The sequence below is a fragment of the Enterobacter sp. BIDMC 27 genome, assembly GCF_000534415.1.
GTDB classification, from domain to species: domain Bacteria; phylum Pseudomonadota; class Gammaproteobacteria; order Enterobacterales; family Enterobacteriaceae; genus Enterobacter; species Enterobacter hormaechei_C.
The window spans coordinates 2,379,500-2,404,687 of record NZ_KI973178.1 but is presented as its reverse complement, the minus strand read 5'-3'; the positions used below and the strand labels follow the sequence as shown (position 1 = coordinate 2,404,687).

At 55.8% G+C, this 25,188-nt stretch carries 27 protein-coding genes; 13 read left to right on the top strand and 14 right to left on the bottom strand.

Translation table 11 applies throughout. The annotated features are described in order from the left end of the window. Positions 1-86 precede the first annotated feature (86 nt). The 9 genes from rlmC to nfsA form a co-directional block, all read right to left on the bottom strand. Positions 87-1,223 carry a 23S rRNA (uracil(747)-C(5))-methyltransferase RlmC gene (gene rlmC / locus L463_RS11300; RefSeq protein WP_023296193.1) on the bottom strand — a complete coding sequence of 379 codons (1,137 nt, stop codon included), beginning with the start codon at positions 1,221-1,223 and terminating at the stop codon, positions 87-89. Positions 1,224-1,263: 40 nt separating this feature from the next. After that, a complete protein-coding gene (locus L463_RS11305) occupies positions 1,264-1,761 on the bottom strand; it encodes a YbjO family protein (RefSeq protein ID WP_085929694.1) in 498 nt (165 codons plus the stop codon). 42 nt (positions 1,762-1,803) lie between these two features. After that, positions 1,804-2,649, bottom strand: coding sequence for a putrescine ABC transporter permease PotI (gene potI, locus L463_RS11310; protein ID WP_003858378.1), 846 nt, complete (start codon positions 2,647-2,649; stop codon positions 1,804-1,806). After that, complete coding sequence (gene potH / locus L463_RS11315) at positions 2,646-3,599, bottom strand: putrescine ABC transporter permease PotH (RefSeq protein ID WP_017384875.1); 954 nt, start codon at positions 3,597-3,599, stop codon at positions 2,646-2,648. Before potH ends, potI begins: the two co-directional genes overlap by 4 nt. 9 nt (positions 3,600-3,608) lie before the next feature. Continuing rightward, positions 3,609-4,742 (bottom strand): putrescine ABC transporter ATP-binding subunit PotG, encoded by a 1,134-nt coding sequence (potG, locus tag L463_RS11320; protein WP_006809449.1) that lies wholly within the window; start codon positions 4,740-4,742, stop codon positions 3,609-3,611. Positions 4,743-4,885: 143 nt separating this feature from the next. After that, on the bottom strand, positions 4,886-5,998 hold the full coding sequence (potF, locus tag L463_RS11325; RefSeq protein ID WP_015571013.1) for a spermidine/putrescine ABC transporter substrate-binding protein PotF: 1,113 nt from the start codon (positions 5,996-5,998) through the stop codon (positions 4,886-4,888). A gap of 350 nt (positions 5,999-6,348) precedes the next feature. Next, on the bottom strand, positions 6,349-6,825 hold the full coding sequence (locus tag L463_RS11330; RefSeq protein ID WP_003858385.1) for a YbjN domain-containing protein: 477 nt from the start codon (positions 6,823-6,825) through the stop codon (positions 6,349-6,351). Between the two features lie 63 nt (positions 6,826-6,888). Continuing rightward, a complete protein-coding gene (gene rimK / locus L463_RS11335) occupies positions 6,889-7,791 on the bottom strand; it encodes a 30S ribosomal protein S6--L-glutamate ligase (protein WP_017693733.1) in 903 nt (300 codons plus the stop codon). Between the two features lie 64 nt (positions 7,792-7,855). After that, on the bottom strand, positions 7,856-8,578 hold the full coding sequence (gene nfsA / locus L463_RS11340) for a nitroreductase NfsA (RefSeq protein ID WP_015571015.1): 723 nt from the start codon (positions 8,576-8,578) through the stop codon (positions 7,856-7,858). A gap of 185 nt (positions 8,579-8,763) precedes the next feature. Here nfsA and L463_RS11345 point away from each other — a divergent pair, with 185 nt between their 5' ends. Continuing rightward, positions 8,764-9,033 carry a GrxA family glutaredoxin gene (locus tag L463_RS11345; protein ID WP_006809455.1) on the top strand — a complete coding sequence of 90 codons (270 nt, stop codon included), beginning with the start codon at positions 8,764-8,766 and terminating at the stop codon, positions 9,031-9,033. Between the two features lie 30 nt (positions 9,034-9,063). Here the strand turns inward: L463_RS11345 and L463_RS11350 are convergent, their stop codons facing one another. Then, on the bottom strand, positions 9,064-9,438 hold the full coding sequence (locus tag L463_RS11350) for an inner membrane protein YbjM (protein ID WP_017384878.1): 375 nt from the start codon (positions 9,436-9,438) through the stop codon (positions 9,064-9,066). 274 nt (positions 9,439-9,712) lie between these two features. Here L463_RS11350 and L463_RS11355 point away from each other — a divergent pair, with 274 nt between their 5' ends. The 6 genes from L463_RS11355 to arsC all read left to right on the top strand — a co-directional run bounded on the left by L463_RS11355 (position 9,713) and on the right by arsC (position 15,537). Next, positions 9,713-11,398 (top strand): aspartate:alanine antiporter, encoded by a 1,686-nt coding sequence (locus tag L463_RS11355; protein WP_026080732.1) that lies wholly within the window; start codon positions 9,713-9,715, stop codon positions 11,396-11,398. Positions 11,399-12,065: 667 nt separating this feature from the next. Then, the gene (locus tag L463_RS23515) at positions 12,066-12,587 is read left to right on the top strand and encodes a DUF2778 domain-containing protein (RefSeq protein WP_023296191.1); all 522 of its coding nucleotides are present in this window, start codon (positions 12,066-12,068) and stop codon (positions 12,585-12,587) included. Positions 12,588-12,841: 254 nt separating this feature from the next. Further along, the gene (locus L463_RS11365; RefSeq protein ID WP_017384881.1) at positions 12,842-13,333 is read left to right on the top strand and encodes an Hcp family type VI secretion system effector; all 492 of its coding nucleotides are present in this window, start codon (positions 12,842-12,844) and stop codon (positions 13,331-13,333) included. A 109-nt stretch (positions 13,334-13,442) separates the two neighbouring features. Next, on the top strand, positions 13,443-13,763 hold the full coding sequence (locus L463_RS11370; protein WP_015571018.1) for a metalloregulator ArsR/SmtB family transcription factor: 321 nt from the start codon (positions 13,443-13,445) through the stop codon (positions 13,761-13,763). A gap of 40 nt (positions 13,764-13,803) precedes the next feature. Beyond that, on the top strand, positions 13,804-15,093 hold the full coding sequence (locus L463_RS11375) for an arsenic transporter (protein WP_023296189.1): 1,290 nt from the start codon (positions 13,804-13,806) through the stop codon (positions 15,091-15,093). A gap of 12 nt (positions 15,094-15,105) precedes the next feature. Continuing rightward, positions 15,106-15,537 (top strand): glutaredoxin-dependent arsenate reductase, encoded by a 432-nt coding sequence (arsC, locus tag L463_RS11380; protein WP_023296188.1) that lies wholly within the window; start codon positions 15,106-15,108, stop codon positions 15,535-15,537. Between the two features lie 21 nt (positions 15,538-15,558). On the opposite strand, the gene L463_RS11385 is transcribed toward arsC, so the two are convergent. After that, positions 15,559-16,110, bottom strand: a complete 552-nt coding sequence (locus tag L463_RS11385; protein ID WP_015571021.1) for a TetR/AcrR family transcriptional regulator — start codon at positions 16,108-16,110, stop codon at positions 15,559-15,561. A gap of 82 nt (positions 16,111-16,192) precedes the next feature. Here L463_RS11385 and L463_RS11390 point away from each other — a divergent pair, with 82 nt between their 5' ends. Both L463_RS11390 and L463_RS11395 read left to right on the top strand, forming a co-directional pair. Then, positions 16,193-17,407 (top strand): MFS transporter, encoded by a 1,215-nt coding sequence (locus L463_RS11390; protein ID WP_017384883.1) that lies wholly within the window; start codon positions 16,193-16,195, stop codon positions 17,405-17,407. Next, complete coding sequence (locus tag L463_RS11395) at positions 17,397-18,209, top strand: Cof-type HAD-IIB family hydrolase (RefSeq protein ID WP_015571023.1); 813 nt, start codon at positions 17,397-17,399, stop codon at positions 18,207-18,209. The genes L463_RS11390 and L463_RS11395 overlap by 11 nt, the downstream gene beginning before the upstream one ends. Before the next feature lie 90 nt (positions 18,210-18,299). On the opposite strand, the gene L463_RS11400 is transcribed toward L463_RS11395, so the two are convergent. Beyond that, entirely contained in the window at positions 18,300-19,532 is a 1,233-nt protein-coding gene (locus L463_RS11400; RefSeq protein ID WP_023296187.1) for an MFS transporter, read from the bottom strand. A gap of 167 nt (positions 19,533-19,699) precedes the next feature. Between L463_RS11400 and L463_RS11405 the strand changes: the two genes are divergently transcribed. The 3 genes from L463_RS11405 (at position 19,700) to deoR (ending at position 21,870) form a co-directional block, all read left to right on the top strand. Next, a complete protein-coding gene (locus tag L463_RS11405) occupies positions 19,700-20,428 on the top strand; it encodes a phosphatase PAP2 family protein (protein WP_023296186.1) in 729 nt (242 codons plus the stop codon). Between the two features lie 7 nt (positions 20,429-20,435). Further along, positions 20,436-21,044 carry an undecaprenyl-diphosphate phosphatase gene (gene ybjG / locus L463_RS11410; RefSeq protein WP_023296185.1) on the top strand — a complete coding sequence of 203 codons (609 nt, stop codon included), beginning with the start codon at positions 20,436-20,438 and terminating at the stop codon, positions 21,042-21,044. A 67-nt stretch (positions 21,045-21,111) separates the two neighbouring features. After that, positions 21,112-21,870 carry a DNA-binding transcriptional repressor DeoR gene (gene deoR, locus L463_RS11415; RefSeq protein ID WP_017384886.1) on the top strand — a complete coding sequence of 253 codons (759 nt, stop codon included), beginning with the start codon at positions 21,112-21,114 and terminating at the stop codon, positions 21,868-21,870. An 86-nt stretch (positions 21,871-21,956) separates the two neighbouring features. Here the strand turns inward: deoR and dacC are convergent, their stop codons facing one another. Beyond that, positions 21,957-23,162 (bottom strand): serine-type D-Ala-D-Ala carboxypeptidase, encoded by a 1,206-nt coding sequence (gene dacC, locus L463_RS11420; RefSeq protein ID WP_023296184.1) that lies wholly within the window; start codon positions 23,160-23,162, stop codon positions 21,957-21,959. A 243-nt stretch (positions 23,163-23,405) separates the two neighbouring features. Here dacC and L463_RS11425 point away from each other — a divergent pair, with 243 nt between their 5' ends. Further along, on the top strand, positions 23,406-24,032 hold the full coding sequence (locus L463_RS11425; protein WP_023296183.1) for a glutathione S-transferase family protein: 627 nt from the start codon (positions 23,406-23,408) through the stop codon (positions 24,030-24,032). Here L463_RS11425 and L463_RS11430 read toward each other — a convergent pair whose 3' ends face one another. After that, a complete protein-coding gene (locus L463_RS11430) occupies positions 24,033-25,151 on the bottom strand; it encodes a PQQ-dependent sugar dehydrogenase (protein ID WP_017384889.1) in 1,119 nt (372 codons plus the stop codon). Positions 25,152-25,188 lie beyond the last annotated feature (37 nt).

Genomic DNA, 25,188 nt, shown 5'->3' with positions numbered 1-25,188 from the left:
ACGTAAGCTTACCTGATTTCGAGCGGGGGAAGAGTTCACATTTTGTTGAACATTGTGCGGGGTTTATGTCGGGTGGCGGCTTCGCCTTACCCGGCCTGCGCTTTGGTTAACAACGTCAACACTTCATAATGGGCGGTATGGGGGAACATATCGAAAAGCTGAACGCGCGCAATGCGGTAGCCCGGCAGGCTGGCGATATCCTTCGCCATGGTCTGCGCGTTACAGCTGGAGTAGACAATGTACTCCGGCGCCATCTGGCTCAGGTAGTCGCAGAGCGCCTGGCCGATACCCCGGCGCGGCGGGTTCACCAGCACCAGCTCCGGCACGTTGCCCTGTCCGGTGGCGAACCGGGTCGAGTCCAGCGCCTGGAAGTGCAGATTCGTCAGCCCCAGCTCTGCGGCGGACTGCTTCGCGCAGGCAATCGCTTCGGCGGAGATCTCAATTCCGGTGAGCTGCATGTCTGGCGTGGCACAGTGCAGGCCAAAGCCGCCGACGCCGCAGAACAGATCCCACATGTGATGAACCTGTAACGCACGCACCCAGTCGCGCGCGGTGGCATACAGCGCGCTGGCGACGGTGGGGTTAGTCTGAAAGAAGCTTTGCGGACGGATCCACAGCGGCACGCCGTTAAAGCTCTCCGCCAGCGCATGCTGTTCGGTGAAGAAAATCTCTTTCTCCCCTTCCATGATCGCCATATGCACCGGCTGAATATTCGCGGTGATAACCTTGAGCTGCGGAAGCTGTTCCTGCAACCCCGGAAGCGCCGCGCGCAGCTGCTCCAGCTTGTTTTCCGAACGCAGCACAAAGCGCAGCATCATCCCGCCGTCGATCTGGCATTCGGTCAGCAAAAGGTATTTCAGCTCGCCGCGCCTGCGGGCAACGTTATAGGGCGTTAACCCCGCCCGGGCGATAAACGGTTTCAGCGCGCTAAACACCGGCTCAAACGAGGCGGGATACAGCGGGCAGTCGGTTAAATCTTCCGGGGTGCCGTCGCGGTGCAGCATCCCCAGCAGCGGCTTTTCAACGCTGCCGCTGACCACCATTTTGGCTTTATTGCGAAAGCCCTGTTCCGGGCCACTGACGGGTGCGCACCACTCGCCCACCGCATGTGCTGTCAGCAGCTGTTGCAGGTCGGCCATTTTGGCGGTGAGTTGTTGAGAGACCGGCTGTTCTATCCACTGACAGGAGCGGCAGCGTCCGGCGTCATAGAGTGCGCACTGCATATGAAAACCTTAAGAAACACGAGGGCTGCGATTATACACATTATTGCAGGCGGAAGAACCGCCGACTGGAAGCCGGGAGATAAAGCAGGCAGAGCACCAGCATATCCGGCAGTTTTTGCATCACCAGTGAATGGAAAATCTCGCGTCGCGACTCACCGGGTATGCTGAACAGCTCCGGATAGCCATAGCCCAGCGAGGCGGCCCACAGGTAGCCTGCGGCGGTGATCTGCGTAAGCAGATACACCCAGCGCGCCCAGTTACGTCCTTTCACCAGCGAGAACGCACAGTAGATCTCAATAAACACCAGCATCAGGCTGCTGAGAAACACCAGCGTCAGATTCCACGTCTGCGCGCTGCGGTGAATAAATTCCCCCATTCCGCGCGGACCCAGCGTGTTCATTATCATCAGCACATCCAGGCAGCGGATCATAATAATGGCGAGCGCCGCCACCTGCACCAGTGCAGGGACGTTCGGACGAGCGTGCGAATGACGTGTTTTTTGTAAGAATCCCAATGTTTTTACTTCCCTGAAAAACAGTGCCGCGTCATACGCGGCACATCACTGGAAATAGTAATTCCTTCAGCCGCGTCTTGCACGCTGGATATCGCGCACACGCTGTTTTTCCGCGCGCGCCATCAAATACCAGGCGATAAATCCGACAATTCCGACCACGCCAAGGATGATGGACGCCAGGGCGTTGATCTCCGGATTCACCCCCATCCGCACGCTGGAGAAGACCAGCATCGGCAGCGTCGTCGCGCCCGGCCCCGACACAAAGCTGGCGATAACTAGATCGTCGAGCGAGAGCGTGAACGCCAGCAGCCAGCCGGAGATCACCGCCGGCATAATCATCGGCAGCGTGATGATGAAAAAGACCTTCAGCGGCGTTGCGCCGAGATCCATCGCCGCCTCTTCAATGGAGCGATCCAGCTCGCGCAGCCGCGAGGAGATCACCACCGCCACATACGCCGTACAGAAGGTGACATGTGCCAGCCAGATGGTGAGCATCCCGCGATCCGCTGGCCAGCCGATGGCGTGCGCCAGCGCGACAAACAGCAGCAGCAGCGACAGGCCGGTGATGACGTCCGGCATAACCAGCGGGGCGGTGATCATAAACGCGAAACCATTCGCCCCGCGGAAACGGCCAAAGCGCACCATCACCAGCGCGGCAATCGTGCCCAGCACGCAGGCCATCGTCGCCGCCAGCGCCGCAATGGTCAGGCTCAGCCCCACCGCGCTCATCATCGCATCATCGTGGAACAGCTCGCTGTACCAGCGCGTGGACCAGCCCGCCCAGACGGTGACCAGCTTAGAGCTGTTGAACGAGTAGATCACCAGCATCAGCATTGGCGCATACAGGAAGGTAAAGCCGATAATCAGGATCGCAATTCGCCACGGGGAGCGTACTACCGGTAAGTTGTTCATCCGTGGTCTCCCATCTGTTTCTGCTGATGTTTGTGGAACCACATGATCGGCACGATCAGCAGCAGTAACATGACGATCGCCACCGCCGAGGCCACCGGCCAGTCGCGGTTATTGAAGAACTCCTGCCACAGCACGCGGCCAATCATGATGCTGTCCGGGCCGCCGAGCAGTTCCGGGATCACAAACTCCCCGACCGCCGGGATAAACACCAGCATCGATCCGGCGATGATCCCGCCTTTGGTGAGCGGCACAATGACGCTGAAGAAAGTCTTCAACGGGCGTGCGCCGAGATCCAGCGAGGCTTCCACCAGCGAGTAATCGATTCGCGTCAGCGCCGTATAGATCGGCAGCACCATAAACGGCAGATAGGCATAGACAATCCCGATATACACCGCAAGGTTGGTGTGCAGGATCGTCAGCGGCTGGTCGATGACCCCAAGCCACAGCAGGAAATTATTCAATATGCCGTTATTCTTCAGGATCCCCATCCACGCGTACACGCGGATCAGGAACGACGTCCACGACGGTAAAATAACCAACAGCAGTAAAATATTTCGCGTCGACGGCTTGCTGTGCGCCACTGCCCACGCCAGCGGGTAGCCCATCAACAAACAGCAGATCGTTGAAATAGCCGCCACCTGTAACGACTGCAAATAGGCTTCGAAATAGAGCGGATCGTCGGTCAGTTGCAGGAAATTACCGAGGTTTACGGTCAGCGTCAGCTGGCCGTCGGCCCACTCCCACAGATCGGTATACGGTGGGATCGCCCGCGCCATCTCCGCCAGGCTGATCTTAAAGACGATCAGGAACGGCAGCAGAAACAGCAGGATCAGCCAGATATAGGGCATGGCGATGACCAGCTTGCGGCCATGCGCCATCTGCATGCGCGCCAGCCAGAGCGCGAAACCGCCCGGTTTTTTGACGCGGGCTGGAGGTTCAAGTGTGCTCATGACCGCTCCTTATACCGTCAGGACTACGCAACTGTCCGCATCCCAGCAGAGGCTCACTTCGTCGCCCCAGGTTGGCTGTCCCTTGCGATACCGGTGTTCGTTCTGTAACTGGGCGCTGAGCATCTGGCCGCTTTTCAGGCGCACATGGTAAATCGACAGATCGCCGAGATAGGCAATGTGTACCACTTCGCCCACGGCAAAGTTATAGCCATCGGCGGGCGGCTCATCGCAAAGCATGATTTTTTCCGGGCGCAGGGCAACGTAAACCGGCACGTTGTCCACTACGGAGTTATCAGAATCAACCTTCAGCGGGTGCACCAGCCCCGGCGATTCAATCACCAGACCGTCTTCCTGGCGTTCCTTCAGTAGCCCTTCGAAGACGTTTACCGAGCCGATGAACTCCGCGCTGTAGCGGGTTGTCGGGTGTTCATAGATCTCTTCCGGCTCGCCGATCTGCACGAACTTACCGCGATTCATGATCGCAATGCGCCCGGCCATGGTCATCGCCTCTTCCTGGTCATGAGTCACCATCACGCAGGTCACCCCCACGCGCTCGAGGATATCCACCACTTCCAGCTGCATCCGGTCGCGCAGCTTTTTATCCAGCGCGCCCATCGGCTCGTCGAGCAGTAATAATTTTGGACGCTTCGCCAGACTTCTTGCCAGCGCCACGCGCTGACGCTGGCCGCCGGAAAGCTGATGCGGCTTACGCTTCGCAAACTCCTGCATATGCACCAGGCTCAGCATCTCTGCCACGCGCGCGGTGATTTCGGCTTTCGGCAGTTTGTCCTGCTTCAGACCGAAGGCGATGTTCTGCTCAACGGTCATGTGCGGGAACAGGGCATAGGACTGGAACATCATGTTTATGGGCCGCTGGTACGGCGGCACGCTGGAGAGGTCTACCCCATCCAGCACGATCTGCCCGGCGGTAGGCTGTTCAAAGCCTGCCAGCATACGCAGCAGTGTTGATTTGCCGCAGCCCGATGCGCCGAGCAAAGCAAAAATTTCACCTTTGTAGATCGTCAGGCTGACATCGTCCACGGCATGCTGGCCGTCGAAGGATTTGGTGAGGTTACGAATTTCAAGAAGCGGGGTCAGCGCTTTACGGACTTTCGCCTGCGGGCGGGGGATAGCGTCATTCACGGGGTGCTCTCCGGCATAGATCAACACTGGTGCAAACGCACCGTCAGGGTGCGCATCGCCGGGCGGCGCTAACGCTTGCCCGGCCTACGGGATCTGTCGGCCCGGTAAGCGACAGCGCCACCGGGCAACGATATCAAACGCCGTTACTTACCGCTTTTCACCTTGGTCCACGCGCGGGTACGCACACGGTCAATTTTCGGTTCCTGCACTTTCAGGGTGAAGAGCTTGGCAAACACATCGGCTGGCGGATAGATCGCCGGATTATTGCGGATTTCTTCGCTCACCAGCGGCACGGAGGCCTTGTTACCGTTGGCGTAGTAGACATGGTCGCTGATGTGGGCAATCACCTCCGGACGCATCAGGTAGTTGAGGAATTGATACGCTTCCTCTTTATTTTTCGCATCAGCCGGCATCGCGAAGACGTCGAAGAACGCCAGCGCCCCCTCCTTCGGAATGAAGTAGGAAACATTCACGCCGTTTTTGGCCTCTTTCGCGCGGTTCGCCGCCTGCCAGACATCGCCCGCCCAGCCGATGGCCACGCAGATATCCCCGTTAGCCAGGTCGTTGATGTACTGAGAGGAGTGGAAGTAGCGAATATTCGGACGCAGCTTCAGTAGCAGGTCGGTCGCCGGACCGGTGTAGTCGTCGGCCTTGCTGCTGTTTGGATCTTTGCCGAGATAGTTAAGCACGGTGGCGAAAATCTCTTCCGGCGCATCGAGGAAAGAGACGCCGCAGCTTTTCAGCTTCTCGAGGTTTTCCGGCTTCAGCACCACGTCCCAGCTGTCCAGCTTGACGTCCGGGCCCAGCGCCGCTTTGACTTTATCCACGTTATAGCCAATACCGGTTGTCGCCCACAGGTAAGGCATCGCGTATTTATTCTCCGGATCGTGCTTCGCCACCAGCTTCAGCACGTCCGGATCGAGGTTCTTCCAGTTCGGTAATTTGCTCTTGTCCAGCGGCTGGAAGACACCGGCGGTCAGCTGACGCTCCAGGAAGCTTGCCGACGGCACCACCAGATCGAAACCGGTGCTGCCCGCCATCAGTTTGCCTTCCAGCACTTCGTTGGAATCGAATACGTCGTAGACAACCTTAATGCCGGTCTCTTTTTCAAAATTCGCGACGGTGTCCGGCGCAATATAGTCAGACCAGTTATAGACGTGCAGCGTTTTTTGTTCCGCAGCGAGCGTGCCGGCAGAGACGGCCATCAGTGCACCCGCAACCAGACCCGATAACCATTTTTTATTCAAGGCGATCATATTGTTATTCCTTCTGAAAGTTCGTTAACAAACGAACCAAAACTGTGCAGCCTGAAGATATGCAATAATCATGCATAGTTTGTCGCTCTGCCCGAAATAAAATACCCCCCTCTTCCCGGCAGGTTCCGCTCGCTTTTTTAAGCACCGCAAGAATAACTGTAGCCCGTGTCTCCGGCTATAGCCCAGACGAAAAAACGCCTTTTATCAATTTTTTATGCAGATTATGTCTACGTGATAAGCCGAAACGGCCGGAGAGGAGGTGAAAAACTCTTTAAAGAAAGGTTAAAAGCAGCAGAAAAAACGGTGTTATGCAGCCGCTCTGGCAGCGACTGCGCAAAAGTCAGACAGGCTTAGTGGAGAAAATTGGGAGATGCATCATTATTCTCGGCATCATCTTCCGCGCTATACAGCAGGTGATGTGCGTTGGCTTCCATCATTACCATTGAAATTTGCTCTTCGCTCAGGCGCATAAACCAGGCGAATTGCTTGAAGGAGAGCCCCGCGCCGGAGAATAAAGACTGGCAAACCACCAGCTTTGGCAGATTATCATCCTGTATGTCGAGAAACGCTTTCACCGTCAAAGAACTGGCGTTGATCGCTGACAGATCAGACGCCAGCGCCAGCAGCGCAGAAGGCTTTACTTCAGCCAGCGCCGAGAACAGGATCACGTCGTTAATCAGATCGATTTTGGCATCGAAAATGCCATCGAAATTTTGCATGTGAGGCAGATGCAGCGCCTGGCAGGAGTCGCATTCGAAGAAAGTAATACCGGCATCATCGAGCCATTGACGTAACGTATCCAGTGTAGGTACGACCTGTAAATCCATCGCTGTGCAGCCTCTTAAATAAAAACGTTGTCCAGATTACGCAAAAAGTGCGCGCCGATCCATTTAACCGCCCGTTTTCAGGCAAAATCCCGGCGTCGCATGGCGTTCAATCCATGCGATCATTTTACCTGCAATATCGACGCCTGTGGTTTTTTCCACCCCTTCCAGCCCCGGCGAGGCGTTGACTTCCATCACCAGCGGCCCGCGCCCGGCACGCAGCAGATCGACCCCCGCCACGTCCAGGCCCAGCGTCTGCGCTGCTTTCACAGCAATCTCGCGCTCGCGCTCGCTAATAAGGGCCACCCGCGCGATACCGCCGCGGTGCAGGTTAGAGCGGAAGTCGCCCTCTTTTGCCTGCCGCTCTATGGCGGCCACCACTTCATCGCCCACCACAAAGCAGCGGATGTCGCACCCGTTGGCCTCTTTAATATACTCCTGCACCAGAATATGGGCATTCAGACCGCGAAACGCGTCGATCACGCTTTCCGCCGCCTGACGCGTCTCCGCCAGTACCACCCCAATACCCTGCGTACCTTCCACCAGCTTAATAACCAGCGGCGCACCGCCCACCATGTCGATTAAATCGCTGGTGTCGTCCGGGGAGTGGGCAATCCCGGTGACGGGCAGATCGATCCCCTGGCGCGCCAGCAGTTGCAGCGAGCGCAGCTTATCGCGGGCGCGTGAGATCGCCACGGACTCGTTGAGCGGATAGCTTCCCAGCATTTCAAACTGGCGCAGCGCAGCCGTACCGTAATAGGTGATCTGGGAGCCAATGCGGGGGATCACCGCATCAAAATGCGGGAGTTTGCGGCCTTTGTAATGAATCGACGATGCCGCAGGGTCGATGTTCATATAGCAGGACATCGGATCGAGGATCTCAATCTGATGTCCGCGTTTCGCCGCCGCTTCTCGCAGGCGTTTACATGAATAGAGCGTTCCATCCCGGGACAATATGGCAATTTTCACCCTGCACCTCTCTAAAGACATGGTAAAAGCCTGCCTATCATACACGAGGCGCAGGAGGAATGGACTACCGCGTTGCCCAGCCCTGTTTGTGCAGGTAATCAAGAATGAACGGGCGGTTCTCCTTGATGATGGTGCGACGAATATGGTCGCTCCAGGTGTCGCGGCGGTTGTTGCTGTCGCGCGTCAGATAGTAGTTCGCCAGCTCTTCATCGTATTGATGCAGAACGTCCTGGTCGACCGGCTGGTAGTGGTTTTCATGCACCAGCATCGCAGCAGGAATGCGCGGCTTCAGATCCGGGTTATCTGCCGGCCAGCCGAGGCACAGACCAAACAGCGGCAGCACGTGTTTCGGCAGCTTCAGCAGTTCCGTCACGCTTTCGATGTTGTTACGCAGCCCGCCAATATAGACGCCGCCAAGCCCCAGCGATTCCGCCGCCGTGAACGCGTTTTGCGCCATCAGCGCCGTATCCACCACGCCCAGCAGCAGCTGTTCCGCCAGCCCCAGCTCGGCCTCGGGGCAGATTTGCAGATGACGGTTAAAATCGGCGCAGAACACCCAGAACTCAGCCGCCTGGGCAACGTGCTTTTGTCCGCCCGTCAGCGTTACCAGCTGCTCACGCATCGCCGGATCGGTGATGCGGATAATGGAGCTGCACTGCAAAAAGCTGGAACTGGAGGTGCCTCTTGCGCTGTCGATGATTGCTTCCCGCTGCGCCTGGGTAATCGGCTCATCGGTGAAATGGCGAATGGAACGGTGGGAACGAAGCAGGTCAATGGTTGGCGTCATTTTGTCTCTCTTTGTGTTGCGTAAAACGTATGGCAGCCAGTATAGGCAATGATCCACCTGATGTAATTGGCGAAACATAGCCTGACTGTATCAAAGTGACAGGTGAAACCTTCTTTCCATGACGGCAGGTTATCGTGCACTATAGGCGCCATTCGCCGTCAGGCTTGTTTTTTGAGGAGAGAGAAATGTTTGCAGTAATTTTTGGTCGTCCAGGATGCCCTTACTGTGTACGCGCGAAAGAGCTGGCAGAGAAACTGACTGAAGAACGTGATGATTTCAACTTCCGTTACGTGGATATCCACGCGGAAGGCATCACTAAAGCCGATCTGGAAAAAACCGTGGGTAAACCGGTTGAAACCGTGCCGCAGATCTTCCTCGATCAGAAACACATCGGCGGCTGCACCGATTTTGAGGCCTACGCCAAAGAACACCTGGGCCTGTTTGCGGCTCAGTAATGCGAAGACGCCCTCACCCTGAGGGCGTTTTTATTTACGGTGCTTCCGCTGTTGCAGCAGGCTGCGCGTAAATAAGAAACAGAGCGCGCCCAGCGCACACCAGAAAACGCCACTCAGTAGCCACGCCACTTCCTGCCAGACGCTTCTCGACGAGAGAAACAGCACGCGCATCAGAAGCAGGCAGAGCGGGGCCGCAAGCATTGCCCCAATAAGCGGCATCACCACCTCGCCTTTACGCGAGAGAAAACCGGCGACTACCCCCGGCAGGATGAAGAACAACAGGCCCAGCTCGGGATGACCGGACGCTCTGAAGGCGCCTTTCACGTTAAAAGCGAGCGACATGCAAACGACCGTAAACAGCAAAAAACAGCTGATTACGCCAGCCCAGTTTCGTTTAAAGTTCAAACTATCCTCCTGACTTATCTCTATCAAATACAAAAATCGTCCGGTGGACGCCCAGTCAGATAAAGCAATGCGGCAATCCTTGCCAAAGCACGCACAAAAGTCGTGCGATAATAGGTGGCTGTCGGTAGCTATTACGATTAAACTAACCGACTGCTAGTGTTTAGGGTATTTATCAGGAAGCAGGGAGATGCAAAGTGATTCCCTGACTCTGAAAACAGTAGCCCAAATAGTCCTTTCATTCAACAACTTACTGGTAAACAAGAAGTTAGCCTCCGTGAATATAAACGTCGCAGACTTGTTAAATGGGAATTACATCCTGTTATTATTTGTGGTACTGGCGCTGGGCCTTTGTCTGGGTAAATTACGCCTGGGTTCAGTTCAACTTGGTAATTCCATTGGCGTTTTAGTCGTCTCCCTGTTATTAGGTCAACAACATTTCAGTATTAACACGGACGCGCTTAACTTAGGTTTCATGCTGTTTATTTTTTGCGTAGGCGTGGAAGCCGGTCCGAACTTTTTTTCCATTTTCTTCCGAGACGGCAAAAATTACCTGATGCTGGCGCTGGTGATGGTCGGCAGCGCCCTGCTGATTGCGTTAGGGCTGGGCAAACTGTTTGGCTGGGACATCGGCTTAACGGCCGGTATGCTGGCAGGCTCGATGACCTCCACGCCGGTGCTTGTTGGCGCGGGGGATACGCTTCGTCATTCTGGCATGGCAGGCACGCAGCTTTCCTCCGCGCTGGACAACCTGAGTCTGGGCTATGCCCTGACCTATCTGATTGGTCTGGTGAGCCTAATTGTTGGCGCGCGCTATCTGCCAAAACTTCAGCATCAGGATCTCCAGACCAGCGCCCAGACCATCGCCCGCGAGCGCGGCCTGGACACGGACTCCAAACGTAAAGTTTACCTGCCGGTGATCCGCGCCTACCGCGTCGGGCCGGAGCTGGTTGCCTGGACCGACGGGAAAAACCTGCGCGAGCTGGGGATCTACCGTCAGACCGGCTGCTACATCGAACGTATCCGTCGTAACGGCATTCTGGCAAACCCGGACGGTGACGCGGTGCTCCAGATGGGCGATGACATCGCCCTTGTTGGCTACCCGGACGCCCACGCGCGTCTCGATCCGAGCTTCCGCAACGGGAAAGAGGTGTTTGACCGCGACCTGCTGGACATGCGTATCGTCACCGAAGAGATTGTGGTGAAAAACCACAACGCCGTGGGCCGCCGTCTGGCACAGCTGAAGCTGACCGACCACGGTTGTTTCCTCAACCGCGTGATCCGCAGCCAGATTGAAATGCCTATCGACGATAACGTGGTGCTCAATAAAGGCGATGTGTTGCAGGTCAGCGGCGATGCCCGACGGGTTAAAACCGTTGCCGACCGTATCGGCTTTATCTCGATCCACAGCCAGGTGACGGACCTGTTAGCCTTCTGCGCCTTCTTCATTGTCGGCCTGATGATCGGGATGATCACTTTCCAGTTCAGCAACTTTAGCTTCGGCATTGGTAACGCAGCCGGTCTGCTGTTCGCCGGGATCATGCTGGGCTTCCTGCGAGCGAACCATCCCACCTTCGGCTATATCCCTCAGGGGGCGCTGAATATGGTGAAAGAGTTCGGTCTGATGGTCTTTATGGCGGGTGTCGGCTTAAGCGCCGGGAGCGGCATTGGCAACGGCCTGGGCGCGGTCGGCTGGCAAATGTTGGTTTCCGGACTTATCGTCAGCCTGGTACCGGTGGTGATCTGTTTCCTGTTCGGCGCCTACGTGCTGCGCATGAACCGCGCCCTGCTCTTCGGCGCGATGATGGGCGCGCGCACCTGCGCACCGGCGATGGAGATCATCAGCGACACCGCGCGCAGCAATATCCCGGCGCTGGGCTATGCAGGCACGTACGCAATCGCCAACGTGCTGCTGACGCTGGCGGGTACGCTGATCATCATTATCTGGCCAGGACTCGGATAAATCTCAAGTTTGCGTGTGGCTGAAAAAATTTTCGTTACGCGCAGAACTTTTTACGCAGGGTGCAGTCATAACTAGTGCCACTGCTTTTCTTTGATGTCCCCAATTTGTGGAGCCCATCAACCCCGCCGTTTTGGTTCAAGGTTGATGGGTTTTTTGTTGCCTGAATTTTATTAACATTAAAATCAATAGGTTATATTGCATCATCAAGCCCAGTGGCGGCAAAATGGCGACTAAAAAATACATGTATCACCATCTTTCGTTATCCCACCTCTTAACATGCTCAGTGGACGCTTTACAAAAACCATCAAGATCAGGAAATAAGGTTAACTGTCGCACATCAAATGTTTCTGAAAGGATGCGCAAGAACATCAGTTTCATTTCAACCGTTATTGCTAATGGCTAATAAAATCGTCCTGGCAGTGTGGGAACTTTCGTAAGTCATTTCTATTACTTGGTTAAAATTTACTTGGTCAATTTCCTAAAAACAGATTCATTGGGTTTAACATGATCAGGTTTGAATTTTCATCTCATCTGCGGGCATATGCTACGGCGAATAAATGTAAATGATGGAATTAACAGAGATGGACTTTTCAGCAGCAGTATTTGGATTAAAGATGACGACCATGCCGAAGATAAAATCCAACGGTGACAAGAAGGGTTGGTATGTATGGCTATAAATGGAACAATGACGCTAAATGGTGCTGACTACGCCCCATTTAATTTATATGGGGTTGGCATCTTTATGGCGCATTCCGGTCAGGGAACTTACCGTAATCAAGGAACTTGTGGCGCAATACAAGGTGCAGGCCCAATTCCCCCAGGTAAATATTGGATTGTTGATCGAGGCTCAGGAGGTTTCTTATCCTCATTAAAAGCTCATGTTCAGGACCAATGGAACAAAATAAGATCCGGTGCGGAATTTGGCCGTGATGAGTGGTTTGCTTTATATAAGGATGATTGGGGAATCGACGATGGAGCATGGGTTGATCACGTCTATCGCGGGCTGTTCAGACTCCATCCCGGTACAGTGTCAGAAGGGTGTATAACAATCGCTCATAACTCCGATTATGCATTAATCCGTAACGCTCTTATGAACACAGAGCTTATTCAGGTTCCATGTATGCGTTCACTTATGGCTCGCGGCTGTATTGAGGTTGTTGACGGTGGATATAGCTACACTTGCCCGTAAATGGGGATCAAGACTGCTTAAGGCCGTCTGGTTTGTGTTAATTAGCTTTCCGCTAGGACGCACGCTGGGTCCTTCAACAGATTATATTAATCATAATGTTGCAACTGCTATTTGCGGCTTCATCTATGGTGATGTGAATGCGGAAACAATGTACGAAACATATATAAACACCGATATTTTAATCCTGTTTACTCTCACAACGGTTTTCTATCTCTTAACAATGAAGTTATTCAATAAAATAAGGAAAAAATAATATGCCAATCCCTCCCTATATGTGGCTCAAAGACGACGGCGGCGCAGATATCAAAGGCTCAGTAGATGTTCAGGACCGCGAAGGAAGCATTGAGATAATCGGTTTAAGTCACGGTATCAATCTTCCGGTTAACAGCGCAAATGGAGCGATTACCGGTACACGACAGCACTCTTCTATGAGGATCGAAAAGGAGGTGGATAGTTCTACCCCATATCTTTATAAAGCTGCCGCCACTGGCCAGGCGCTAAAAAGCGCAGAAATTAAGTTCTATCATATTAACGATGCCGGTCAGGAAGTGTGCTATTACACAGTCTTCATGGAGAACGTGAAGGTGACTGGGGTTAACTGTAGCGTACCTAATGTGAAAATCGCGGCCAACGATAAAATTAACCACGTCGAAAGCGTCAGCTTGCAGTATGAGAAGATCACCTGGCGCATTGTTGATGGGAACATCCAGCACAGTGACGCCTGGAACGAACGCACTACGGCGTAAAATAAAAGTACTTCTTTAAGGGCATTTATTTGCCCTTATTGCCCTTCCCTCACTCGCCACAAACATATATGATTTAATGCATATGACAAAAACCACGCAGGATCGCCAGATGCTTCACCCCGTTCAGCTCTTCAAAACCCTCTCCGACGAAACGCGCCTCTCCATCGTCATGCTTCTGCGTGAAGCGGGCGAGCTGTGCGTCTGCGATCTCTGCTCCGCTACCAACGAGCCGCAGCCGAAAGTCTCCCGCCACATGGCCTTACTGCGCGAGGCCGGGCTGGCCATCGACCGTCGCGAGGGTAAGTGGATCTACTACCGTCTCTCTCCCAACATGCCTGCATGGGCGGCAACCGTTATCGACACCAGCTGGAACTGCCTGCGGGAAGAGACGCGTATGAAGCTGAAAAACCGACTTCCGGGCTCGTGCTGACCAAAACATATTCACAATAACAGATATAATGGAGTAAAAGATGTTTCTGGCAGGAGCGATTTTTTTATTCACACTGGTGCTGGTCATCTGGCAACCCAGAGGGCTCAGCATCGGCTGGAGCGCGACCATTGGCGCCGCGCTGGCGCTGATGAGCGGCGTTATCCACATTAACGATATCCCTGTGGTGTGGAATATCGTCTGGAATGCGACGGCAACGTTTATCGCGGTTATCGTTATCAGCCTGCTGCTGGATGAGTCCGGCTTTTTCGAGTGGGCCGCGCTGCACGTTGCCCGCTGGGGAAACGGTCGCGGGCGATTGCTGTTTACCTGGATCGTGCTGCTGGGCGCAGCCGTGGCGGCGCTGTTTGCCAATGACGGCGCGGCGCTGATCCTCACCCCTATCGTCATCGCTATGCTGCTGGCGCTGGGGTTCAGCAAGCAGGCTACGCTGGCGTTCGTGATGGCGGCGGGATTTATCGCCGATACCGCCAGCCTGCCGCTGATTGTCTCCAACCTGGTCAACATTGTGTCGGCGGACTTCTTTAAGCTGGGCTTCAGCGAATACGCCTCGGTGATGATCCCGGTTGATATCGCTGCGATTGCCGCAACGCTGGTGATGCTGCATCTGTTCTTCCGAAAAGAAATTCCCCCCGAATATGACCAGGCAAAACTCCGCGAGCCCGCACGGGCCATTCACGACCTGCCAACGTTCAGAACGGGCTGGATCGTGCTGCTGCTACTGCTTGTCGGTTTCTTTGTGCTTGAACCTCTGGGTATCCCGGTCAGCGCTATCGCAACAACTGGCGCGCTGATTTTGTTTGCCGTTGCTAAACGCGGGCACGCCATTAACACTGGAAAAGTGCTGCGCGGCGCGCCGTGGCAAATTGTTATCTTCTCGCTGGGGATGTATCTGGTGGTGTATGGCCTGCGCAACGCCGGGCTGACGGAGTCTCTTTCAGGCGTTCTTGATCACTTAGCCGGATACGGACTCTGGGTCACCACGCTGGGAACCGGATTTATCACCGCCTTCCTGTCATCCATAATGAACAATATGCCAACGGTGCTGATTGGCGCGCTCTCCATTGAGGGTAGTGCTGCAACAGGGTTGGTTAAAGAGGCGATGATTTACGCTAACGTGATTGGCTGCGATTTGGGGCCGAAAATTACCCCCATAGGAAGTCTGGCTACCCTGCTCTGGCTCCATGTGCTGGCACAGAAAAACATGACTGTTACCTGGGGCTACTACTTCAGGACGGGCATCATAATGACCCTGCCGGTTCTCTTTGTGACGCTCGCCGCACTCGCGCTACGTCTCTCCTTCACACCATAATGAGTCACTGATATGAGCCACATCACCATTTATCACAACCCTGCCTGCGGCACGTCGCGCAATACGCTGGAGATGATCCGCAACAGCGGTACGGAACCAGAGATTGTCCTCTATCTGGAAAACCCGCCGTCACGCGATCAACTGACCAGGCTGATTGCAGACATGGGGATTTCCGTGTGCGATCTGCTGCGCAAAAACGTCGAGCCTTATGAGCAACTGGGCCTTGCCGGGGGAAATTTCACCGATGACCAGCTTATCGATTTCATGCTGCAATACCCCATCCTGATTAACCGTCCGATTGTGGTGACACCGCTGGGCACCCGTCTGTGCCGTCCTTCTGAAGTCGTTCTCGACATCCTTCCGGACGCGCAAAAAGGGGCATTTACAAAGGAAGATGGCGAAGTCGTCGTTGACGCCAGCGGGAAAAAAATCTCCCGACAATAAGCGTAGCCGGGGCGAGTGCTATCAGACGGTATCCTCGCCTGCAATCCGCCCCACCATTACCCGGATCTCCTCCCGGGTTAACGGCGACCGATCGGTCACAAAATGCAGCGTCATCCCCTCGATAAACGCATCCAGCGCGCGGGCGGTGGCCGGATCAAACCACTGCTCCAGCGTAGCCTGGCTCATCTTCATCCAGTCCTGCATCACCGTTTTCAGCGCGGCGCTGCGGTGCATAAACGCGTACAGCTGATACATCAGCGCCATATTGTGTGGCGTGGTCACGGCTGAACTGTGGATCAGCGTGGTAATGGCCTCGCACGCCCTCTCGCGCCCCGTAACCCCCGCGAAGAAATCCCGGTACTGCTGAGACATCTGCTGCGTAAACCACGTGAATGCCTCCTCCAGAAGCGACTCCATCCCGTCGAAATAGTAGGTCATCGACCCCAGCGGCACGCCTGCGCAGGTGGCAATTTTGCGGTGCGTGACGGCATGAATACCGTGCTCAGCAATGGTGTCCAGCGTCGCCTGGAGTATCTTCTCGCGGCGGTTAGGGTCGTTCGGTGGTCTGCTCATAAAATCCTCATCCGGTTTATGTACAAATGTACACAAAGTTGCTAGTGTTGTCGCTATTGTTGTACTTCTGGTGCTGATCCCAATGACGCTAACTTCTCCTCGCAAAGCCCTGCATCTGCGCATGTGGGCGCTATTTATGTTCTTCTTCATCCCCGGGCTGCTGATGGCTTCCTGGGCAACGCGCACCCCGGCAATCCGCGATACGCTATCCGTTTCGACGGCGGAGATGGGGATCGTGCTGTTTGGCCTGTCGATTGGCTCGATGAGCGGCATCCTCTGCTCGGCCTGGCTGGTGAAACGCTTTGGCACGCGCGCGGTGATCCGCACCACCATGTGCTGCGCCGTGGTGGGAATGCTCGGTCTGAGCGTGGCGCTGTGGTTCGCCTCGCCGCTGATGTTTGCCCTTGGGCTGATGGTATTTGGCGGCAGCTTTGGTGCGGCGGAAGTGGCCATTAACGTCGAGGGGGCCGCCGTTGAACAGGCGATGAACAAAACGGTGCTGCCGATGATGCATGGCTTTTACAGCCTCGGCACGCTGGCGGGCGCGGGCATAGGGATGGCGCTGACGGCGCTGGGCATTGCGGCCAATGTGCACATTTTACTCGCGGCGCTGGTCTGTATTATCCCGATCCTCACCGGCATCAGGGCTATTCCCGCTGGCACAGGACAAAATGCCTCGGACGAACAGAAGTCTGCGGCAAAAGGGTTGCCCTTCTATCGCGATTTCCAGCTGATGCTGATTGGCGTGGTGGTACTGGCGATGGCGTTTGCTGAAGGCTCCGCCAACGACTGGCTACCGTTGCTGATGGTAGACGGGCACGGATTTAGCCCCACCTCCGGCTCGCTGATTTACGCCGGGTTCACGCTCGGCATGACCGTCGGACGCTTTACCGGGGGCTGGTTTATCGACCGTTACAGCCGCGTGGCTGTCGTCCGTGCCAGCGCCCTGCTGGGTGGGCTGGGCATCGCGATGATTATCTTTGTGGATGTGGACTGGATTGCCGGCGTGTCGGTGATCCTGTGGGGACTGGGCGCCTCCCTTGGCTTCCCGCTGACCATTTCCGCTGCCAGCGATACCGGCCCCGACGCGCCGACGCGCGTGAGCGTCGTGGCGACCACGGGCTACCTCGCTTTCCTGGTGGGCCCGCCGCTGCTTGGATTCCTCGGTGAGCACTACGGGTTACGCAGCGCGATGCTGGTGGTATTAGGGTTAGTCATTATTGCCGCCCTGGTGGCGCGAGCGGTGGCAAAACCGGAAGCAGAAACAACGTCAATGGAGAAGGGATATGAGCGTTAAACTGATTGCAGTCGACATGGATGGCTCCTTCCTGAGCGATGCGAAAACCTATAACCGCGCGCGTTTTCTGGCGCAGTACGCGCGCATGAAAGCGCAAGGCATCCGTTTTGTGGTCGCCAGCGGAAACCAGTACTACCAGCTGATCTCATTTTTCCCGGAGATCGCCCATGAAATTGCCTTCGTTGCCGAAAACGGCGGCTGGGTGGTGGATGCGGGCGAAGACGTGTTTAACGGCGAACTGTCGAAAGAGCATTTTCTGACCGTCGCCACCCTGTTAAACGACGTGCCCGGCATTGAGATAATTGCCTGCGGAAAAAACAGCGCCTACACGCTGAAAACGTATAACGACCTCTTCAAAGAGATTGCTGCGAAATACTATCACCGCCTTGAAAGCGTCAGCAGCTTTGACAACCTCAACGATATTTTCTTCAAATTCGGGCTAAACGTCTCTGACGACGAAATTCCGCGCATTCAGGCGCTGCTGCATGAGAAGCTTGGCGACATCATGGTGCCGGTGACCACGGGACACGGCAGTATCGACCTGATTATCCCCGGCGTACACAAAGCTAACGGCCTGCGGATCCTGCAAGCGCGCTGGGGCATTGAGGACAGTGAAGTGGTGGCCTTTGGCGACAGCGGTAACGACGTGGAGATGTTGCGCCAGGCTGGGTTTGGCTTCGCGATGGCCAATGCCAGACCGCATATTAAAGCGGTGGCCCGCTATGAAGCGCCGAACAATAATGACGAAGGGGTGCTGGACGTAATTGATAGGGTGCTGGATGGGAGGGCGCCGTTTAATTGATTCCGTGCGCTCTGGTGCCCTCACCCTAACCCTCTCCCACAGGGAGAGGGGACTGTCCCGAGCTCGCCCACGGGGGAGAGGGAATAAGGATTACGGTTGCAGGGCGTTTCCGACGCGTTTGTCCTTCAGGAACACCACCATCAGCCCTACCCACAGCACACCGTTTGCGAGATTGAACAGGCTGAACAGTCCGTTACCGCCGAAAGCATAGGCATGCTTGCTCACCTCAATACCGACGGTGAAAATCAGCATTTGCAGCATCCCCATCGCGGCAGACACCGTGCCTTTACTCATTTCACTGGCGAACAGCGTCAGGCGCACAAGGCCGGCATTCGCCACGCCAATACCAAACGCATAAACGCTCAGCCCCGCCGTCATCCACAGGTACGCATGAGACGAGACTATGGTCGCCACCGCCGCGATAATCAGCCCTGCCGCTATGGGCCAGCCACCCATAATAATCAGCGAACGCACGGTACGGCGCGACGTCAGACGCGCCAGCACCAGGTTACCGATAATCAGCGCACCAAAAATCGGCACCTGTAACAGGCCATACTCATAGCTGCTAAGCTGTTCGCCGCTGATGATAATGACCGGCGACTGGGCAATCCACGCCAGCAGCGGCAGGCTGACAAAGCCCGTCGCCAGCGCGCCCGCGACAAAACGGCCGTTTTGCAGCACCGCCTTATAGTCACGCCCCAGCTCTTTAAGCGAGAGCTTTTCGCCCAGGCGGGTGGCGGTCTCCGGCATCGCACGGTGCAGCCCAAAGAAAGAGATGGCCGCAAGCGCGGCAAAGAGGACGAACATCCCTTCCCACGGCGCAACGTGGACCCATGCGGCTCCCACCAGCGGCCCCAGAAGCGGCGCAATCAGCGCCACGTTCGCCATCAGCGCGGTTATTTTGATACATACCGCCTCCTCAAACGACTCCTGAATAGCGGCGTAGCCCACGGCGCCAATAAAGCAAAGGCTCACGCCCTGAAGGAAACGCAGCAGCGTGAATTGCTCAATGTTCTGCGCCAGCAGCGTGGCGAGACAGGTGACGATAAACCACACCACGCCCGTCAGCATCACCGGGCGGCGGCCAATACGATCCGACAGCGGCCCTAAAAGCCACTGTAAAAACATGCCGCCCGCCAGATAGGCGGTCATGGATGTAGGTACCCACTCAATACCTGCGTTGTACTGCTCAACCACAGCCAGCATGCCTGGCTGGATCATGTCGTTGCCGATGTAGGTAGAGAATTCGTAAAGCACCAGACATAGAGGAAAAAGTAACGCCTGACGACCGAGACGATTACCGGAAGAAGAACGGTTTATCATGCAATCTCTTTAGTATGAAAAAATCGCGATGAGTGTAATGAATTGCCGCTGTCTGAGATAGCATAATCACGTGAAAACACAGAAATAAAGCACTTATCGTTGTTGTTTAAGGTTTCCTTAAGTTGCCCTCCCTATGATAGTGCTATTTCACGTTATTGACCGAAACTATGACACACGCCGTCAGCCCTTCAGAATTATCTAAGTTACCGACAAATAAGACAAAACGCCTTTACCGTTTGCCTGCCCGCTTTTATGGTTATCAGCTTTTCGGGCTGATCGTCCTTGCGCTGCTTTTTACCTGGCTTTCGCGCGATGAATCGCTTGACCGATGGATAACCGGCTTCTGGTATGACGCGGCGACGCACCATTTCCCGCTACAGCAAAACCCGCTGCTGGATCTGCTGAACCATCGGCTGGCGAAATATGTGGCCATTGCGCTGGCTGCCGCATCGCTGATTTACGGCGCTTACAAACGCAATGCCCGGCTGGTGACGGCCGCGCTTCTGATGGGGCTGGGGGCGCTGGTAGTTGGGGTGCTGAAAAGCATAAGCCACCACAGCTGTCCGTGGGATCTGGTTGAGTATGGCGGCAAAGCCGTCTCGTATCCCCTGTTCAGCGCCGTTCCGGCAGACAGCGGACCAGGACGCTGCTTTCCCGGCGGCCACGCCTCAAGCGGGTTTATGGTGATGGGGTTGTTTTTTGCCTTCTGGCGTGAACGTCCGCGCCTGGCCTGGACCTTTATCGCGTTAGGCGTTGTTATGGGGCTGCTGATGGGATTCGGGCAGGTCATGCGCGGCGCGCATTTTTTCTCTCACAACCTGTGGGCCGGGTGGTGGGTCTGGTTTTCCCAGGTGCTGGTTTACGGGCTGGTTTCCACCTGGTTTGCTAAAGAGTAACGAGATTATGTTAGAAAATCTGAACTACGAACTGTTTTACCTGCTCAACGCCACGCCAGCATCACCGGAATGGATGATCGATCTCGCCACCTTCATTGCGAAAGATGTGATCAGCATTGTACCGGCGCTGGCGGTGATCCTCTGGTTATGGGGACCTCGTACACAGGTCACCGCCCAGCGCCATCTGGTGATCAAAATGGCGATGGCGATCGGCGTGAGCGTGCTGGCAAGCTACGTGCTGGGCCACGCCTTCCCGCACGATCGTCCGTTTGTCGAGCACGTCGGCTACAACTTCCTGCACCATGCGCCGGATGACTCGTTCCCGAGCGATCACGGCACGGTGATCTTCACCTTTGCGCTGGCCTTCCTGTTCTGGCATCGCCTGTGGTCCGGCATGGTGCTGATGGGCGTGGCGGTCGCTATCGCCTGGTCCCGCGTCTACCTGGGCGTACATTGGCCGCTGGATATGGTCGGCGGTTTCCTGGTGGGGCTGATGGGCTGCGTCAGCGCAGCCATCCTGTGGAGCCTCTTTGGTCCGGCGCTTTATCGTGGATTATCACAGGCCTATCGCGTTCTGTTTGCCCTTCCGATCCGCAAAGGCTGGATACGTGACTAACCCCGGTCCGTCAGGTTACACTTGAGCCCCCGCCCTGCGGGGGCTCACTTTTTTAGCCCGAGGATCTATGGAAACACGTCGCGATGACCGCATTGCTCAGCTGCTTCAGGCGCTGAAGCGCAGCGATAAGCTGCATCTTAAGGAAGCCGCTACCCTGCTTGGCGTGTCTGAAATGACCATTCGTCGCGATCTGAACAGCGACAGCGCCCCCGTTGTGCTGCTTGGCGGGTATATTGTTCTGGAGCCGCGTAGCGCCAGCCATTATCTGTTAAGCGATCAAAAAACACGCCTGGTGGAAGAGAAGCGCAAAGCCGCACGGCTCGCCGCCTCGCTGGTGCAGCCGCATCAAACGCTGTTTTTTGACTGCGGTACGACAACCCCGTGGATCATCGAGGCCATCGACAGCACCGTTCCCTTTACCGCCGTCTGTTATTCGCTAAACACCTTCCTGGCCTTGCAGGAGAAACCGGCGTGCCGGGTGATTTTGTGCGGCGGCGAGTTTCATGCCAGCAACGCCATCTTCAAACCGCTGAATATTCAGGACACGCTGAGCAATGTATGTCCGGATATCGCCTTTTACTCTGCGGCGGGTGTGAATGTGAAACAGGGGGCAACCTGTTTTAATCTTGAAGAGTTACCGGTGAAACAGTGGGCGCTCAACGCCGCACAGCAGCATGTGCTGGTGGTTGATCACAGTAAATTTGGCAAGGTTCGTCCGGCAAGGATGGGGGAACTGTCGCGCTTTGACGCCATCGTCAGTGATTGCCGCCCGGATGACGAGCTGGTGTCGTATGCAAAGGCGCAGCAGGTGAAGTTGATGTATTGAGGTTGTGCCGGGTGGCGGCTTCGCCTTACCCGGCCTACAACGGCTCAAACGAAGGCCGGGTAAGCGCAGCGCCACCCGGCAAAAACCTAGCTAAACCAGCTGCCAAACCAGCCGTGGAACTTCATTAACACAAAGTCCCACATCCGGCTGAAGAAGCCGCCCTCTTCCACCGCTTCCATCACCACCAGCGGACGCTGCTCAATGGATTTGCCGTTAAGCTGGAAATCTATCGTCCCGACCACCTGGCCTTTTTTCAACGGCGCGGTCAGCTGTGGCTCGGTCAGGGTATAGCTGGCTTTCAGGTTTTTCAGCTGACCGCGTGGAATGGTGACGGACCCCGCTTCACCTGCCCCCAGGTTCACTTCACTTTTATCCCCAAACCAGACGCGCTGGCTGACGAAGGTGGCGTCCGGCTTAATCGGCGTGACGGTTTCAAAGAAGCGGAAACCCCAGGTCAGCAGTTTTTCGGATTCATTAAAACGAATGCGGTCGGTTTTCGTCCCCAGCACCACCGAGATCAGGCGCATGTCGCCCTGCGTCGCAGAAGCCACCAGGTTGTATCCGGCCCCGGCGGTCGTCCCCGTTTTCATGCCGTCCACGTTAACGTTACTGCTCCAGAGCAGACGATTACGGTTAGGCTGGCGGATATTGTTGAAGGTAAACTCTTTCTCTTTATGGATGGCGTACTCATCCGGCACGTCATGGATCAGCGCTTTGCCCAGCAGCGCCATATCGCGCGCGGTACTGAACTGACCGGGCGCATCCAGGCCGTGAACGGTTTTAAAGGTGGTGTTGGTCAGACCCAGTTTTTGCGCGTAGCCATTCATCAACCCAATGAATGAGTCCTGACTGCCTGCGACGTAATCGGCCAGCGCAATACAGGCATCATTTCCCGACTGAATAATGACCCCTTTATTCAGATCGGAAACGGAGACCTGATCGCCGGGCTTCAGGAACATGACGGACGAGCCGCGCAGCGCCGGGTTACCCGTCGCCCAGGCATCTTTGCCGACGGTGACCATGTCATCCAGCTTGATCTTGCCCGCTTTCAACGCCTGACCGACCACATAGCTGGTCATAATTTTCGTCAGGCTCGCCGGATCGAGTTTTTCGTCGGCGTTACCTTCCGCCAGCACTTTCCCGCTGGCGTAATCCATCAGGATCCAGGCGCGCGCATCGACAGGCGGCGCTTCGGGCGCCGTCTGTTCCGCCGCATGGAGCGTTGGGGCAAAAAGGAAAAGCAGCGCCGAGCCTGCCGCCAGGCTGCGCAGAGAAGAAGTTTTTTGCGTCATAAATGCCACCCGAGTGTCCATTCTAAAAATCACGTCACAATCACCGTGTCGCAAGAAGCGATGAGTAATAGCGCACTACAGCGTTCAAAGAAACCTGTTCCAGGTAAAGTTTTTAAAGTTTATGCAATAACATTCAGATACGCTTTGATTGCGGCGTTTTTTTTAGCATCTGTTGCGTAATTGTTAGGTTTATCTCACCATGGCGAAAAGCTGACTCGGATTCACATCTCATCGGGAGTAAATATGATTACGCTGTGGGGCAGGAACAATTCGACCAACGTGAAGAAAGTGCTCTGGACGCTGGAGGAGCTGGATTTACCGTTCAATCAAATCATGGCTGGCATGGCGTTCGGGGTGAATAAAGACGCCGACTATCTGGCGATGAACCCAAACGGACTGGTGCCGTTGCTGCGCGATGACGAGACAGACGCCACGCTGTGGGAGTCCAACACCATCGTGCGTTATCTCGCCGCGCAGTACGGCCAGGGTCGCCTGTGGGTGGAAAATCCGGCCCGGCGCGCGCAGGGCGAAAAATGGATGGACTGGGCAAACCAGACGCTTTCCCCCACGCACCGGGTGATCCTGATGGGGCTGATCCGCACGCCGGAAGCCGAACGTGATTATCCCGCCATTCATGCCGCCCAGGACGCCTGCGAATCCCTGTTCGCGATGATGGACGACGAACTGGCGAAGCACGCCTGGTTCTCCGGCGACACCTTCGGCGTGGGCGATATCGCCGTCGCCCCCTTCGTCTGGAACCTCACTAACATGGGTCTTAGCTGGAGCCCGCGCCCTCACCTGGAGCGCTGGATCCAGCAGCTTAGCGAGCGCCCGGCGTATCGCAACGTGGTGATGATCCCGGTGACCTGATTACGACCTGGACGGGCTGACTTTCAGCAGTTGCCCGTCCGTCTCGTCAGTCAGCACGTACAGATAGCCATCCGGCCCGACGCGCACATCGCGAATACGCTGATCTTTATCGCCCAGAATGCGTCCGTCCTCCGTCACGCTATTGCCCTTCACGCTCAGCACGATGACGTCTTTCTCCTTCAGCGCGCCGATAAACAGCTTGTTTTTCCACTGTGGGAAGACGTCGCTGTTGTAGAACGCCATGCCGCTGACGGCGGGCGATACTTTCCAGACAAACAACGGCTTTTCGGTGCCCTCAACGTGCTCGCCTTTCGCTTCCGGGATTTTCAGGCCGCTGTAATTGATCCCGTGCGTCGCCAGGGGCCAGCCGTAGTTTTTGCCCTTCTCAGGAATGTTAATCTCATCCCCACCGCGTGGTCCGTGTTCGTTGAGCCACAGCGTGTCACTCCACGGATTCATCGCCATCCCCTGCGGGTTGCGAATGCCATAGGACCAGATTTCCGGGCGCGCACCGGCGGTGTTCACAAACGGATTATCCGGCGGCACTTTTCCGTCCTCCGTCAGGCGCACCACCTTGCCCTGAAGCTTGTCCAGCTCCTGCGCCGTCGGGCGCTGGTTGTTTTCACCCAGGCCAATAAAGAGATAGCCTTTGCCGTCGAACACCAGCCGTCCGCCAAAGTGGTTGCCGGTAGAGAGCTTCGGCATCTGTCGGAACACCACCTGGAAGCCCTCAATGCGCGAAAGGTCATCGCTCAACCGCCCGTAGCCCACGGCGGTACCCGCTTTGCCATCATTACCTGCCTCGGCGAAGCTGAGCCAGACCCGCCGTGACTGTGCAAAATCCGGGGCCAGCGCGACGTCCAGCAGTCCGCCCTGGCCGCTCGCCCACACTTTCGGCACGCCGACAATCGGATCGGAGAGCCCTTTTCCTGCCTGCCAGTGCTTAAGCTGCCCGTCTTTGAGCGTGATGAGCAGCCCCTTGTTATCTGGCAAAAACGCCAGCGACCAGGGGTGATCCAGTTTTGTCTGTAGCACGTCGACCTTAACCGTCTCAGGTGCTGCAAGCAGTGAAAGCGGGAATAACAAGACTGGAAGGAAAATCAGCGAGGATCGAGGCATAACGCACTCCTTTGTCGACATATGGCTTAAAGATTAG

Bases quoted from the DNA above. Each gene is read 5' to 3' on its own strand.
- rlmC (WP_023296193.1), bottom strand. From the start codon at position 1,223: ATGCAGTGCGCACTCTATGACGCCGGACGCTGCCGCTCCTGTCAGTGG.
- potI (WP_003858378.1), bottom strand. From the start codon at position 2,649: ATGAACAACTTACCGGTAGTACGCTCCCCGTGGCGAATTGCGATCCTG.
- potH (WP_017384875.1), bottom strand. From the start codon at position 3,599: ATGAGCACACTTGAACCTCCAGCCCGCGTCAAAAAACCGGGCGGTTTC.
- potF (WP_015571013.1), bottom strand. From the start codon at position 5,998: ATGATCGCCTTGAATAAAAAATGGTTATCGGGTCTGGTTGCGGGTGCA.
- L463_RS11330 (WP_003858385.1), bottom strand. From the start codon at position 6,825: ATGGATTTACAGGTCGTACCTACACTGGATACGTTACGTCAATGGCTC.
- nfsA (WP_015571015.1), bottom strand. From the start codon at position 8,578: ATGACGCCAACCATTGACCTGCTTCGTTCCCACCGTTCCATTCGCCAT.
- L463_RS11345 (WP_006809455.1), top strand. From the start codon at position 8,764: ATGTTTGCAGTAATTTTTGGTCGTCCAGGATGCCCTTACTGTGTACGC.
- L463_RS23515 (WP_023296191.1), top strand. From the start codon at position 12,066: ATGGCTATAAATGGAACAATGACGCTAAATGGTGCTGACTACGCCCCA.
- L463_RS11365 (WP_017384881.1), top strand. From the start codon at position 12,842: ATGCCAATCCCTCCCTATATGTGGCTCAAAGACGACGGCGGCGCAGAT.
- L463_RS11370 (WP_015571018.1), top strand. From the start codon at position 13,443: ATGCTTCACCCCGTTCAGCTCTTCAAAACCCTCTCCGACGAAACGCGC.
- L463_RS11375 (WP_023296189.1), top strand. From the start codon at position 13,804: ATGTTTCTGGCAGGAGCGATTTTTTTATTCACACTGGTGCTGGTCATC.
- arsC (WP_023296188.1), top strand. From the start codon at position 15,106: ATGAGCCACATCACCATTTATCACAACCCTGCCTGCGGCACGTCGCGC.
- L463_RS11385 (WP_015571021.1), bottom strand. From the start codon at position 16,110: ATGAGCAGACCACCGAACGACCCTAACCGCCGCGAGAAGATACTCCAG.
- L463_RS11390 (WP_017384883.1), top strand. From the start codon at position 16,193: ATGACGCTAACTTCTCCTCGCAAAGCCCTGCATCTGCGCATGTGGGCG.
- L463_RS11395 (WP_015571023.1), top strand. From the start codon at position 17,397: ATGAGCGTTAAACTGATTGCAGTCGACATGGATGGCTCCTTCCTGAGC.
- L463_RS11400 (WP_023296187.1), bottom strand. From the start codon at position 19,532: ATGATAAACCGTTCTTCTTCCGGTAATCGTCTCGGTCGTCAGGCGTTA.
- L463_RS11405 (WP_023296186.1), top strand. From the start codon at position 19,700: ATGACACACGCCGTCAGCCCTTCAGAATTATCTAAGTTACCGACAAAT.
- ybjG (WP_023296185.1), top strand. From the start codon at position 20,436: ATGTTAGAAAATCTGAACTACGAACTGTTTTACCTGCTCAACGCCACG.
- deoR (WP_017384886.1), top strand. From the start codon at position 21,112: ATGGAAACACGTCGCGATGACCGCATTGCTCAGCTGCTTCAGGCGCTG.
- dacC (WP_023296184.1), bottom strand. From the start codon at position 23,162: ATGACGCAAAAAACTTCTTCTCTGCGCAGCCTGGCGGCAGGCTCGGCG.
- L463_RS11425 (WP_023296183.1), top strand. From the start codon at position 23,406: ATGATTACGCTGTGGGGCAGGAACAATTCGACCAACGTGAAGAAAGTG.
- L463_RS11430 (WP_017384889.1), bottom strand. From the start codon at position 25,151: ATGCCTCGATCCTCGCTGATTTTCCTTCCAGTCTTGTTATTCCCGCTT.